This window comes from Pseudalkalibacillus sp. SCS-8 (genome assembly GCF_040126055.1).
Lineage (GTDB): Bacteria > Bacillota > Bacilli > Bacillales > Fictibacillaceae > Pseudalkalibacillus > Pseudalkalibacillus nanhaiensis.
Genome location: NZ_CP143541.1, coordinates 1,731,725 through 1,744,994 on the forward strand (window position 1 = coordinate 1,731,725; position 13,270 = coordinate 1,744,994).

The 13,270-nt window shown below is 43.9% G+C and carries 13 protein-coding genes; 10 read left to right on the plus strand and 3 right to left on the minus strand.

Features of this window, described 5'->3' with window-relative positions:
- Window positions 1-328: 328 nt before the first annotated feature.
- The 6 genes from V1497_RS08940 (at window position 329) to phnC (ending at window position 6,318) form a co-directional block, all read left to right on the plus strand.
- Window positions 329-892 (plus strand): recombinase family protein, encoded by a 564-nt coding sequence (locus tag V1497_RS08940; protein WP_349410624.1) that lies wholly within the window; start codon window positions 329-331, stop codon window positions 890-892.
- A 71-nt stretch (window positions 893-963) separates the two neighbouring features.
- The gene (gene selB, locus V1497_RS08945) at window positions 964-2,895 is read left to right on the plus strand and encodes a selenocysteine-specific translation elongation factor (RefSeq protein WP_349410625.1); all 1,932 of its coding nucleotides are present in this window, start codon (window positions 964-966) and stop codon (window positions 2,893-2,895) included.
- Window positions 2,870-3,898 carry a glycosyltransferase family 4 protein gene (locus V1497_RS08950; RefSeq protein ID WP_349410626.1) on the plus strand — a complete coding sequence of 343 codons (1,029 nt, stop codon included), beginning with the start codon at window positions 2,870-2,872 and terminating at the stop codon, window positions 3,896-3,898. The genes selB and V1497_RS08950 overlap by 26 nt, the downstream gene beginning before the upstream one ends.
- Window positions 3,899-3,904: 6 nt before the next feature.
- Window positions 3,905-4,801: a phosphate/phosphite/phosphonate ABC transporter substrate-binding protein gene (gene phnD, locus V1497_RS08955; protein ID WP_349410778.1), complete on the plus strand. Its 897-nt coding sequence runs from the start codon at window positions 3,905-3,907 to the stop codon at window positions 4,799-4,801.
- A gap of 6 nt (window positions 4,802-4,807) precedes the next feature.
- Entirely contained in the window at window positions 4,808-5,566 is a 759-nt protein-coding gene (gene phnE, locus V1497_RS08960; RefSeq protein WP_349410627.1) for a phosphonate ABC transporter, permease protein PhnE, read from the plus strand.
- Window positions 5,566-6,318, plus strand: a complete 753-nt coding sequence (phnC, locus tag V1497_RS08965; RefSeq protein ID WP_349410628.1) for a phosphonate ABC transporter ATP-binding protein — start codon at window positions 5,566-5,568, stop codon at window positions 6,316-6,318. Before phnE ends, phnC begins: the two co-directional genes overlap by 1 nt.
- A 32-nt stretch (window positions 6,319-6,350) precedes the next feature.
- Here the strand turns inward: phnC and selD are convergent, their stop codons facing one another.
- Complete coding sequence (gene selD, locus V1497_RS08970; protein WP_414703616.1) at window positions 6,351-7,403, minus strand: selenide, water dikinase SelD; 1,053 nt, start codon at window positions 7,401-7,403, stop codon at window positions 6,351-6,353.
- A 464-nt stretch (window positions 7,404-7,867) separates the two neighbouring features.
- Here selD and V1497_RS18695 point away from each other — a divergent pair, with 464 nt between their 5' ends.
- Window positions 7,868-8,011 carry an Rdx family protein gene (locus V1497_RS18695; RefSeq protein WP_414703617.1) on the plus strand — a complete coding sequence of 48 codons (144 nt, stop codon included), beginning with the start codon at window positions 7,868-7,870 and terminating at the stop codon, window positions 8,009-8,011.
- A gap of 69 nt (window positions 8,012-8,080) precedes the next feature.
- On the plus strand, window positions 8,081-9,478 hold the full coding sequence (gene selA / locus V1497_RS08980) for an L-seryl-tRNA(Sec) selenium transferase (RefSeq protein ID WP_349410631.1): 1,398 nt from the start codon (window positions 8,081-8,083) through the stop codon (window positions 9,476-9,478).
- Between the two features lie 94 nt (window positions 9,479-9,572).
- On the opposite strand, the gene V1497_RS08985 is transcribed toward selA, so the two are convergent.
- Window positions 9,573-9,713 (minus strand): small acid-soluble spore protein P, encoded by a 141-nt coding sequence (locus tag V1497_RS08985; protein ID WP_349410632.1) that lies wholly within the window; start codon window positions 9,711-9,713, stop codon window positions 9,573-9,575.
- Window positions 9,714-9,839: 126 nt separating this feature from the next.
- On the opposite strand from V1497_RS08985, the gene V1497_RS08990 reads away from it, so the two are divergent.
- Window positions 9,840-10,097, plus strand: a complete 258-nt coding sequence (locus V1497_RS08990; RefSeq protein WP_349410633.1) for a hypothetical protein — start codon at window positions 9,840-9,842, stop codon at window positions 10,095-10,097.
- A gap of 49 nt (window positions 10,098-10,146) precedes the next feature.
- Here the strand turns inward: V1497_RS08990 and sspO are convergent, their stop codons facing one another.
- Window positions 10,147-10,272 carry a small acid-soluble spore protein O gene (gene sspO / locus V1497_RS08995; protein WP_349410779.1) on the minus strand — a complete coding sequence of 42 codons (126 nt, stop codon included), beginning with the start codon at window positions 10,270-10,272 and terminating at the stop codon, window positions 10,147-10,149.
- Window positions 10,273-10,543: 271 nt separating this feature from the next.
- Here sspO and acnA point away from each other — a divergent pair, with 271 nt between their 5' ends.
- Entirely contained in the window at window positions 10,544-13,255 is a 2,712-nt protein-coding gene (gene acnA, locus V1497_RS09000; RefSeq protein ID WP_349410634.1) for an aconitate hydratase AcnA, read from the plus strand.
- The last annotated feature ends 15 nt before the right edge of the window (window positions 13,256-13,270 follow it).

A 13,270-nucleotide genomic window follows, 5' to 3' on the forward strand; every position in this document is an offset into this window, starting at 1 on the left:
AACGAGCATTTTAATTCCAAGCAAAATTATCCACAACGATCTGGAGTTTTCCACGATTTCCTCCTGCTCTTAAAAAGTCAGCGTTTAGAGACATTTTGTTATGTTACAGGAATGCTACAAAGTTATCCCCGGTTACCCACAGTTATCCACCAAAAGATAACCCTTCTCTAAAACACTATAATTTGAGAAGATTATAGGCACATTGTACTATTGTCGTTTGTCCTGTGTCAAAATCATGTCTCAACGAAATTGGTGAGATATAATTATGAAACATCCCTTTTTTGATATATCATAGAGTAAAAGATGTTTTAGAAGGGAGCTGGCAGGATTGGCGAAACTCGGGTATGCAAGAGTAGCGGCAGGTCGAGAGGCACTTCATGATCAAGTAGACGCACTGAAGGAATACGGATGCAATAAGATTTTTACCGATGATAAAACAAGTAAAAATACAGACAAAGATGGTTTGAAAGCGATGCTGGATTATGCAAGAGAAGGTGATGTCGTCGTTGTATTGAAATTGGATCGCTTAGCCCGCAGCATCCAGGAGCTTCAACAGACCACTGATGAGTTGAGAAGCAGAGGCATCGACATCATTTCTTTGACCCAAAACATTGATACGTTATCCAAACAGAAGGACGCCCTATTTGATTGGATTGATATTTTTGCAGAGTTCGAGCGGGAGTTACATAGTGAGAGAATCAAGCTTGGAATTGAAAATGCGAGAGAAAAAGGTGTCAAGCTAGGGAGGACAGAGGCCGATCTATCCCTGAAAGAACAAGCATTTGAGATGTATTGTTCAGAAGATCATACGATGAAGGAAATAATAGAAGAAACTGGACTGAGCAGAGCGACAATCTATCGATATATTGATAAGAAGAAAGCGGAGAAGTAAGCCGATTTGTTGCTTCTCATCCTTCCAATCGATAAAGTAGAAAAAGAGACACAAGACGGCAGGTGAAGAACATGTCTGTGAATTATTTTACCATTGGTATGGCAGGCCATATCGATCATGGGAAAACGACACTTACGAAGGCATTGACGAACGTCGATACGGATCGATTGAAAGAAGAAAAGGAGCGGAACATCTCCATTGAACTCGGTTATGCACCGTTTAATCTGGGTGAAGGGTTTCAAGTGTCCATCATTGATGTTCCTGGCCATGAAAAATTCATCCGTCAGATGATTGCTGGTGTAGCTGGCATCGATTTCGTGATATTGGTCGTTGCAGCAGATGAAGGGGTCATGCCGCAAACGAAAGAGCATGCACAAATATTGGATTATCTAGGTGTAGAAAACGCTGTCATAGCTGTCACAAAAACATCCAAGGTTGATCAAGAAATGCACCTCCTCGTTGAAGAGGACATCCGTAGTGAATTTTCAGGGACTGTTTTCGATGATGTTCCGATGTTCTTTGTAGATAGTCTATCTGGTGATGGAATCGAGGAATTGAAGGAAGGGATCATCCAACGTCTTCCACGTGTGGAGCAAAGGAATTCAGCTGGGAAATTCAGAATGCCGATTGATCAAGCCTTCACGTTAAAAGGAAAAGGTGCAATCGTCAGGGGGACGGTGTTTGAAGGAACGGTGAATACTGGTGATGATTTGTTTTTACTCCCCGGCATGGAAACTGTCCGGGTCAGGCAGCTGCAAGTGCATAAAGAGACAGTAGAGACAGCCTATGCAGGCCAAAGGACAGCGATCAACCTCGGAGGAATTTCTTCAAAAGAGATTGTTAGGGGAGACATCCTGACAACGAATCCAGCTTTAAGGCCTACAAAAACGATCGATATCGTCCTCCAGGTAAATGGAGAATTGAGTTATAAACTCAAGCAGCGTTCCAGAGTCAAATTACATACAGGTACATCAGAGGTTATGGGAACGATTGTCTATTTCGATCGTAATGAGCTTAGTGAGGGTGAAACTGCAAATATCCTTTGTCAGTTAAGGCTTGATGAGCCTGTCGCTGTGCTCCGTGGAGATCGCTTCATCATCAGGCGTCCTTCTCCTGTTGAGACGATCGGAGGAGGCTGGATTCTGGACCCACTCGGATCTAGATATCGATTTGGTTCTGAAACGATAAAGATGCTTCAACAGAAAATGGAAGGTTCGGTAGAGGAGCGGATCTCGGATGCAATTGAAACACGAAAAGTCATCTCCACCATCAAGCTGAGTGAAGCGATCGGTGCATCAGAGGATGAAACGACCGAAGAATTAACAAAGATGGTTGATAAGGGAGCTGTAGTATACCTGGAGCCTGACGTCGTAACGTTACAGACACTGGTTGATCAAGCCCGGGATAAGTTGATGAATGAATTAAAAGCATTCCATCAGCGATACCCGATGCGTTTGGGTCCTGGTAAGGCAGAAGTCGTGCAAGAACTGAAGAAGCATTATCCAACGATGTTAATTGAATATGCCATTTCAGATTCACTCAGAAAGGAAGCTGTTGTCCAGCACGGTCCTTACTTGAAAGCTTCGCTTCACGAGCCGGCTTTTCCAAAACAATGGGAGAAAAGGATGCGCAATGTCGTCGACCGACTTCAAGAAGGCGGTATCAAGCATGAAGGATTGGCTGAAATGGTTCGCCAGCAAGATATACCAGAAACGTTTCTCCCAGAATTGGAAAGATATTTGCTTGAAACAAACCGCGCCATTATACTCGAGGACGGCACATTCGTGCATATGAATGTCTTCGTCGTCTCGTTGAGAAAATTATATAAGCAAACCAATAATGAAAGCTTCAATGTCCAGGATGCAAAGGGGATCCTCGATCTATCAAGAAAATATTGCATCATGTTTTTAGAGAAACTAGACTCGATGGGATTGACGAAACGGATTGAGGACCAACGGAAGTGGGTGAATCATAAGCTTGGACAATATATCGAAACTGAATGAATCCTTTTCGGTAGGATTCTGGACGCCTTACCTGTACACGCAACGAGGTAATGCGACGACTGCAAAGAGAATCATCTCAGGTCTGCAGGCCGAAGGGCATCATGTAGAAGCATTCGCATATGAGGAAGAAAAGTGGACGTCAACGATTCAAAGCAGGATGACAGCCTGCGATGTGTACCATGTCCTTCATTTCAATCGTTTCGCAGCCTGGATGAACGAACGGAAAGAAAGATTGAATAAACCTTATCTCGTCACATCTGGCGGGACAGACGTGAATGAACACATGGAAGAATCGCATTCGAAAAGATTACTTGAGGATGCGGAAGCGTTAACCGTCTTTACTCAAGAATCCGCTCAGCGCGTTTTGTCGGTTTACCCGCAATTCAAGGAGAAGCTCCATGTCATTCCACAAAGTGTGTACATCCCTGAAAAGAATGAAGCACCTACAGTTTCATTTCCGAAAGGATCTCCTAACGTCTTGTTGCCCGCTGGATTACGCGAGGTGAAGGATGTCTTCCATGTGTTTGGATGCTTGGAGAGACTTCAAAAAGTGTATCCTGCGTTGAAGTTCATGATTGTCGGTGAGTCCCTTGATTCTGAGGTGTTAGCTCGCGTCGAACAGTTGGAACAAGAATTTTCATGGTTTCACTATGCAGGGAGCATGCCGATTGAGCAAATGACATATGTTTATGGATGGGCGGATATCGTGCTGAATACTTCCATTTCAGAAGGACAATCGATTGCCATCATGGAGGCCATGTATTATGGTGTCCCCGTCATTGCAAGGGCAAACGGAGGGAATAAAAGTCTGATTTCTCATGGTATGAATGGATACATATACGAAGACGAAAGAACTTTTGAGCGTTTGTTCGTCCAATTGCTGAATAACCGCAATCTCTACCAAACGTTTTCTGAAAAAGGAAAAGAAATCATTTCAAGAGAGTTTTCGGTGAAGAAAGAAATAGAAAACTACATGAAGATCTATAAACAACTGATGAGGTGAAAAATGATGAAGAAATTGATGATGGCAGTGTTTGCAATGCTCTTGATGCTAGGTCTGGCAGCATGTGGAGGAGCAGATGAAGAACAAGGTGAAGGAAATGGTCAGAAGAAAGAACTGACGATTGGAGTCATTCCTGCACAGACAGAAGGTGAAATGCAAGGAGCTATGGATAAGCTTGAAAGTCTCCTTGAGGAAAAAATGGAACGAGAAGTGAAGATTGATACCTATCCGGATTATAACGGGGTAGTAGAAGCGATGAATTTTAACAAAATCGATATGGCGTTTTTCGGGCCATTGACTTATGTCATTGCCCACGAAAAAAGCGGGGCCGAAGCAATCATCACGCAATTGGTTGATGGAGAGCCATTCTATCATTCGTATATCATCACCCACAAAGACAATGGATTTGAAACGTTGGAGGACTTCTTGAAGGATAGTGAACAATATGATTTCGCTTTTGGTGATCAGAACTCGACTTCCGGATCATTGATTCCAAGCATCGAACTTGGTGATCGTGGTGTTTTCACGAATGAAGATGAACATAAATTCAATACGGTCCGCTATACAGGATCACACGATGCCACAGCTTTGGCTGTCCAAAACAAACAGGTGGACGCTGGGGCAATTGACAGCGCGATCTATAACCAACTTATCGAGTCAGGTAAAATTGATGAACAACAACTGAAAGTGATCTGGAAATCCGATAAGCTGTTTCAGTATCCTTGGGCGGTGAACAAGGAAATGGATGATGAAACTGTTGAAAAATTACAAGAGATCTTCATCGACATTGATGATAAAGAGATTTTAGATGCATTTGGTGCGTCAGGTTTCACAAAAGCATCTAATGAAGATTATGAAAGCATTCGACAAGCAGCGATCAAGCAGGGAGTCATTAAGGAGTAGAAAGAAATGGCCTGGTTTAAACGTCGTCATATCATCACGACATTTTTATTGACGTTGATCATTCTGATCAGCATGAAAGCGATGGAATTCGATTTATCCAAGTTTCGTGATTTCCGAAACATGATTGAATTTTTATCAGGATGGTTTCCGATCAATACCGAAATTATCCCGAAAATGATAATGGAAAGCCTTGATACGATGGCGATGGCGTTCCTGGGGAGTTTTCTCGGCCTCGTCATCGCGTTGCCACTCGCGTTTGTAGCGGCTCGGAATACGAGCCGTTCTCCTTTTTTGTATGGATTTTTCCGAATCGGCTTGAGCTTTCTTCGTTCCATACCAGAGATCGTATTCGGATTGATTTTATTAACCGCACTTGGGCTGGGCCCTTTTCCTGCAGTTATTGCAATCATCCTTCACAACATAGGAGTACTCGGTAAGCTAATTTCCGAATTGATTGAAGCTGCGGATGTTGGTCCTCAGGAAGCGATGAAATCCGTAGGGGCAAGAAGATGGATAGCGAACCTGTTTTCCATTCTTCCGCAAATATGGCCCAACGTGTTATCCCACTACTTTTATCGTTTTGAAGTTGCAATCCGCACATCACTCATTCTTGGGTTCATTGGGGGAGGCGGAATCGGCCAGCAGCTGTTCAATCATTTTAAAACATTCCATTATCAGGCGGTGGCGGTCGATGTCATTTTGATCATGATCATGGTCATCCTTGTCGATTTTGCTGGTAGTAAAATAAGGGAAACGGTGATTTGATGGGTAATGAAGCAATCATCCAACTACAGAACGTTAGCGTACAATACCCTCAATCCGAGCATGTAGCTGTCAACGATCTAAGCCTAGCAATGGAATCCGGTGAATTCATCTGTGTGTTAGGTAAAAGTGGTGCGGGTAAATCAACGATGATCCGTTGTTTGAATGGTCTACAACGACCAAATGAGGGTAAAGTATTGTTTGAAGGAAACGACATTACCGAATATAAAGAAAAAGCTTTACGTGAAGTGCGGACAAACATGGGAATGATCTTTCAGCATTTCAACCTGATTCCGAGACTATCTGTCATGCAAAATGTGCTGACGGGGACATTCGGTAAGCGAAACGATTGGTTGAACTTGATTGGTTACTTTTATAAAGAGGAAAGGGACGAAGCGCTTAAAGCGATAGAAGCCGTCGAGTTAGGTCAGCATGTCCATAAGCGGGTGGAGCATTTGAGCGGAGGCCAGAAACAACGGGTGGCAATTGCGCGTGCGCTCCTTCAAAAACCAAAAGTCTTCCTAGGCGACGAACCGGTCGCAAGCCTTGATCCGGGTACGGCAAACCGGATCTTCCAGCTCATCAAACGGATTCATGAAAAGCATCAGCTGCTTACATTGATTAACGTACACGATGTGACTTTGGCGAAGAGGTATGCAACCAGGGTTCTTGCGTTAAAAGATGGAAAGCTCATCTTTGATGGGAAACCAGACCGAGTGACCGACGACATATTGGAAACGATCTATGAAGAATAAGAGAAGAGTGATCGATTGATCACTCTTCATTTTTATTTACCTGCATATAAGAAGTATTCTTGTTTTTCTTTAACAGTTCCGATGATGGAAGTCTCAGATATATCGTGTTCCTTCATTAATTTCACGTATTGTTCAGCTTCATCTGTAGGCATGCTGATCAGAAGCCCCCCGGACGTGATCGCGTCGCAGAGCAGCCATTGTTCAAGCTCTGACAATCCATCATATTGTACATCTTCAGCAATCCAGCGATGGTTCGCCTTCGTACCGCCTGGAACAAAACCACGTTCAGCAAGTTGCATCGTTCCTTCAAGGACCGGTACATCGTTCAAGTGTACTTCCATTGAAACGTTGCTTCCTTTCGCCATTTCGGATGCATGACCGAGCAAACCGAAGCCTGTCACGTCTGTAACTGCGTTAGGATTGAAATCCGTTAGGAGTTCTGCTGCTGTTTTGTTCAATGTCGCCATTACTTCTGAAACGCGCTCGAGCTGTTCAGTGGTCAATCCTTCTTTCTTGATGGCTGTCGTTTGGATACCAACACCGATTGGTTTCGTCAAAACGAGGGCATCTCCTGGTTTTGCTCCGACATTTTTGAAGATCCTATCTGGATGGACGACACCTGTAACCGATAAACCGAATTTTGGCTCGTTATCATCAATGGAATGTCCACCAGCGATGACGGCACCGGATTCCTTCACTTTATCTGCCGCACCTTTCAGGATTTCAGCAAGGATATCTGGACCAAGTGATTTGATCGGAAAGCCAAGTATGTTCAAGACGGTTTTTGGTTGACCTCCCATCGCGTAGACATCACTTAATGAGTTGGCTGCAGCGATTTGCCCGAACTGATATGGATCGTCAACGATTGGCGTAAAGAAGTCGACTGTTTGAATGATTGCTAAATCATCTGTCAGCTTATATACTCCTGCATCATCAGACGTATCTATACCGACAAGTAGGTTTGGATCTTTTTCACGTTCTGGTAATTGACGCAAAACTTGCGCCAGGTCTTCAGGACCGATTTTGCATCCTCAACCACCTTTTGACGATAAGGTCGTTAATCGAATTTTTTCTTCCTTATTCAATGAAAGCACCTCCTATCCATAGTATAAACATCTTTTTTGCGATTTGAGAAATAATATACTAGAATGAAGATAATTCAGAAAACGAAATATTAAGATTAAGTTAAAAATGATGTTGATTTTTTCGAAATTCACTCCCTTTCCGCGGGCGAACCGCGAGCCTCACTTCCACAGGATGTGGTGGCTTCGACGTTCACCACAGGACGTGGTGGGTTTTATTCGAAGATCCTATGTGATAATTGACCCACATGTTTGCTGCGGGGTCTCGCCTGGCTCGCTGTTCCCGCAGGAGTGTCGTAAATTTCAGTTCAAAATCAACTTCATGAATAACTAATTATTGTAAGTTATAAACTTGAGGAGGAATTTTAATGAGTTACAAAGTATCAGTCGAATTCTGCATGCAGTGAAACTATGCACCAAAAGCCGCGAGTTTCGCGGAAGAGCTATTCAATCATTTCCGTTCCGACGTGACATCTCTTGATTTGATTCCAAGTTCCGGTGGCGCATTCGAAGTCACAGTGAACGGGACGAAATTGTACTCAAAGCTTGATACGGGTGAATTCCCTGACAACGACAAGCTATTTGCTGATATTGAAAAATTGAACCGATAATCGTGACACCTCCTGAGGATTCCCTGGAGGTGTTCTTACGCCTTTAGAGGAATGATGGGAGTGAATGAGATGAAAGAACAACTACGTTTATTACCAGCCGTACATATGATCCAGGCAGATCCACGTTTCAAAATGGCTGCTGAAGAAAGTGATTTTACAGAAAGCGGGCTGACTGTAATCGTCCAGGATATCCTGAATGATTTACGGGAGCGAATCCTGAATGGGGAATACGTGGGTTGTGAGACGAAAGAGAAAATGATCGATCTCATCTTTCAGAAGATTGGAGACCATATAACAACGAACGGTAGCTTTGAATTAAAGCCTGTCATCAATGCAACAGGAGTCGTCATCCATACCAATCTAGGTCGTTCGAGATTGAGTGAGGATGCTCTTAAGCAGATGAATCGAGTTGCAAGGCATTATTCAAACCTTGAATACAATCTCTCGGAAGGGAAGCGGGGTTCAAGACATGACCTAGTTGATGGTCTCTTGCAGGACATCACGGGAGCAGAGGCAGCGATGGTCGTCAATAACAATGCAGCTGCTGTCTTTCTTGTGCTAAGGGCTTTAGCAAAGGACCGGAGTGTTGTCGTATCTCGTGGTGAACTCGTTGAAATTGGTGGCTCATTCAGGGTGTCTTCTATTATGGAAGAGAGTGGTGCCCATTTGACAGAAGTAGGAACGACCAACAAGACACATTTGCATGATTATGATGCTGCCATTGATGAATGGACAGCCATGCTTATGAAAGTCCATACGTCCAACTTCAAAGTCGTTGGATTTACAGATTCTGTACAGACAGAAAAGTTGGTAGAACTGGCTTCCCGCTATGAAAACCTTTTGACATATGAAGACCTTGGGAGTGGAGCGCTATACGATTTTGAGAAAGAGGGGATCGGGGATGAACCTCTTGTCAGTAAAGTGATTGCGACAGGAGTTGACCTCATCACGTTCAGCGGAGACAAGTTGTTAGGAGGACCGCAATGCGGTGTGATTGCAGGAAAGAAAGCGTTGATCGATAAGCTGAAAAAGCATCAGCTCGCTCGAGTGCTCAGAGTCGACAAATTTACGTTGGCTGCGCTGGAAGCGACCCTAGTTGCGTACAAGTATGGACAAATTGATGAGATTCCTACTGTCCGTGACATTTTACGCTCAGCTGAAGACATAAAAATACAAGCAGAACGTTTCATATCAAAAGCATCAAAGCTGACAAACCTCTCAATGGACCTGCTGGAGAGTACATCTAGAATTGGTGGGGGCACAATGCCTGAGGTTGAGCTTCCGACATATGTCGTTTCGGTCCGGCCTGAGCGTCTGACGAGTGAGGAACTGTTCAATGCGTTACGGTCTGCTGAAATACCCGTCATTGGACGAATCAAGGAAGAGCAGGTCATTTTGGATCTTCGGACCGTCACCCAAGAAGAGGAAGATGAAATTATCAGAACGTTAGAATCCATTTCGGTTTAAAGACAATCATATTGGGTATAAAAAAACCGTAGAAAGACTTTTTTGGAAAGTACGATCTACGGTATATTCGCATACAATCTGCTAACTTGGGACCTTACAAATGGCCCCCGTGCTTTTGGCGTGTATGGTTTCGATTCTTCACTTTCTTTGAACCATCTAATGGTTCAGGCTGACCATGATTATCGCCTTTAGGTGCATTTTTCCTTTGATCCTTTGATGTATTTCGCTCTGTCATACAGAACCCCCCTTTATAGGTAGTATGCTGGAGTCGAATGAAGGATATTCATGACCTGGATGGAATAAATCAGTCGATCCTGTCTCATATTAATGACAGACCATTATGAAAGGAAGAGGGATTCTCATGCCGTATCATAAGGATAAACAACAAGCGTTCCAGGCTGCTCAACAAGGCTATGAGCAAGCGATCAAGGCGAATGGAGCCGCACTTGAGAGTTCGGCAGACCCTGATTTTGCAGCAAAAGAGCAAATGTTTACCCAAGAATTGAATGAAGCGCTACAGCAGATTGATAATGCATTGGAAGTCGCAAGTGAACACCAACGTGCACAATTGCGTCAATACCAGGAAGATCTGTACAATTTACGTAAAGACCTATATTGATAAAAAGAGGAAGGGTTGTCATTCCAAATGATGACACCCCTTCGTTTTTTCATTGATTTTTTTTGCGTTTTTTATTGTTTTGACGTTCAGCTTCTGTCAAAGGTTCATTAGCGAACTCATGGTCGAACCCGGTAGGCTGTTGAATCGCTTGTTTATCTGAAGTTGCTGGGTTCACTTTACCTCTTTTTGGTTTAGCCAATGGATTTCACCTCCACGAATTTAGTGTGTTTCCAAAGCATTGAACACATACATAGTGAAATTCTTGAAAACACATGGGCATAAGAAAAACTTATGAACATACATAAAAATATTGAAATTTACTTATATAGTGGTCTATACTACACTAGTGTAGAAGGAAGGATAAAACCAATAGAAACACAAACAGTAATCTTTCGACAGCATTCCAGTAATTGATGTATCATGGATAGGAGAAGGAGGTTTTTTGCATGAGCACAAACGATGTTTATAATGCAAAAAAGACATTTGATGCGAACGGAAAGACGTATCATTATTATGACTTGAAAGCGCTTGACCAAGCGGGAGTCGGAAACACATCCCGTCTACCTTATTCTGTTAAGGTATTGTTAGAATCTGTTTTACGTCAATATGACGGTAGAGTAATTGACAAAGAACACATTGAAAACCTTGCGAAGTGGGGAACAAAGGACGTTAAAGACATTGATGTACCTTTCAAACCTTCCCGTGTCATTCTACAAGACTTCACAGGTGTTCCAGCTGTTGTTGACCTGGCATCATTACGTAAGGCAATGGCGGATATGGGTGGGTCACCAGATCAGATCAACCCTGAAATTCCAGTTGATCTTGTCATCGACCACTCTGTACAAGTTGATAAGCACGGAACGGACGATGCGTTGAAATTCAACATGAAACGTGAATTCGAACGTAACCTTGAGCGTTACAAATTCTTGCGTTGGGCACAAACGTCCTTCGACAACTACCGTGCTGTACCACCTGCAACAGGTATCGTACACCAGGTAAACCTTGAATACTTAGCCTCTGTTGTTGGTGCTCACGAGGCAGATGGAGAAACAGTAGCATATCCGGATTCTCTAGTCGGTACAGATTCCCATACGACAATGATCAACGGAATCGGTGTACTTGGCTGGGGTGTAGGTGGAATTGAAGCGGAAGCAGGAATGCTTGGCCAGCCATCTTACTTCCCGGTACCGGAAGTCATCGGTGTGAAATTGACTGGTGAAATGCCTGAAGGAACGACAGCAACAGACCTTGCATTGAAAGTGACGCAAGTTCTTCGTAAGAAAAACGTTGTCGGTAAGTTCGTCGAATTCTTCGGACCAGGCCTTGCAGATATGACGCTTGCTGACCGTGCGACGATTTCCAACATGGCGCCTGAGTACGGTGCAACTTGCGGATTCTTCCCGGTTGACGATGAAACCTTGAACTACATGCGTTTGACTGGACGCTCTCCAGAACAAGTCGAGCTGGTTGAGAAGTATACAAAAGCAAATGGAATGTTCTACACACCTGGAACAGCTGATCCAGAGTTCACAGATGTTGTTGAATTGAACCTTTCTGAGCTTGAGCCGAACCTATCTGGACCGAAACGTCCGCAAGATTTGATTCCACTTTCTGAAATGAAAGATGCGTTCAACCGTGCATTGGTTGCACCAGCTGGAAACAGCGGATTCGGTTTAGAAAAAGACGAAATCAACAAGTCCGTTGAAATCAAGCACCCGAACGGTAAAGTTTCCAACATGAAGACTGGAGACCTAGCGATCGCTGCAATTACAAGTTGTACGAACACGTCCAATCCTAGTGTTATGCTCGGAGCTGGACTCATCGCGAAAAAAGCGGTTGAGAAAGGCCTCGAAGTTCCTGAGTATGTGAAAACAAGCTTGGCGCCAGGATCCAAGGTTGTTACAGGTTACCTTGAAGAATCCGGTTTAATGCCTTACATGGAAAAGCTCGGATTCAACCTCGTTGGTTACGGCTGTACGACATGTATCGGTAACTCCGGTCCATTGGCTGAAGAAATCGAAGAAGCAATTGCTGAAAGCGATCTTATCGTATCTTCTGTCCTATCTGGTAACCGTAACTTCGAAGGACGTATCCACCCGCTTGTAAAAGCGAACTACTTGGCTTCACCGCCACTTGTTGTCGCTTATGCTTTGGCTGGTTCCGTCAACTTCGATCTTCAAAAGGATTCATTCGGTAAAGATAAAGACGGAAATGACGTGTACTTCAAGGATCTATGGCCAACTACTGCTGAAATCAAGGAAGCGATGGATGACGCTGTTAAGCCTGAACTGTTCAAGAAAGAATATGAGCGCGTATTCGATGATAACGAAGAGTGGAACGATCTCGATACGACTGAAGAAGAGCTATATAGCTGGGATGACGACTCTACGTACATCCAAAACCCACCATTCTTCCAAGGCTTGTCTAAAGAGCCTGGCAAGATTGAAAGTCTCAATAACATGCGCGTTGTAGGTAAGTTCGGTGACTCTGTCACAACGGACCACATCTCTCCGGCAGGGGCGATCGCAAAAGACAGCCCTGCAGGTAAATACTTGATGGATAACGGCGTCAAGCCTTCCGAATTCAACTCATACGGTTCTCGTCGTGGTAACCATGAAGTTATGATGCGTGGTACGTTTGCAAACATCCGTATCCGTAACCAAATCGCCCCTGGAACAGAGGGTGGATGGACGACTTACTGGCCGACAGAAGAAGTCATGTACATCTACGATGCTTGCATGAAGTATCAACAGGATGGTACTGGACTTGCCGTACTAGCTGGTAAGGATTACGGAATGGGAAGCTCCCGTGACTGGGCTGCGAAAGGTACAAACCTTCTTGGCATCAAGACAGTCATCGCGGAAAGCTTCGAGCGTATCCACAGAAGTAACCTTGTATTGATGGGTGTATTACCGCTTCAATTCAAGGATGGAGACAGTGCTGAATCACTTGGATTGACAGGAAAAGAAACATTCGATGTCGACATTGATGAGAATGTGAAGCCACGTCAATTGTTGAAAGTGACTGCAACAGATGAAGAAGGGAACAAGAAAGAATTTGAAGTTGTTGCTCGATTCGACAGTGAAGTTGAAATCGACTACTACCGTCACGGTGGTATCCTTCAAATGGTTCTCCGTAACAAACTTCAAAACGCTTAAATGTCAACAAGACGA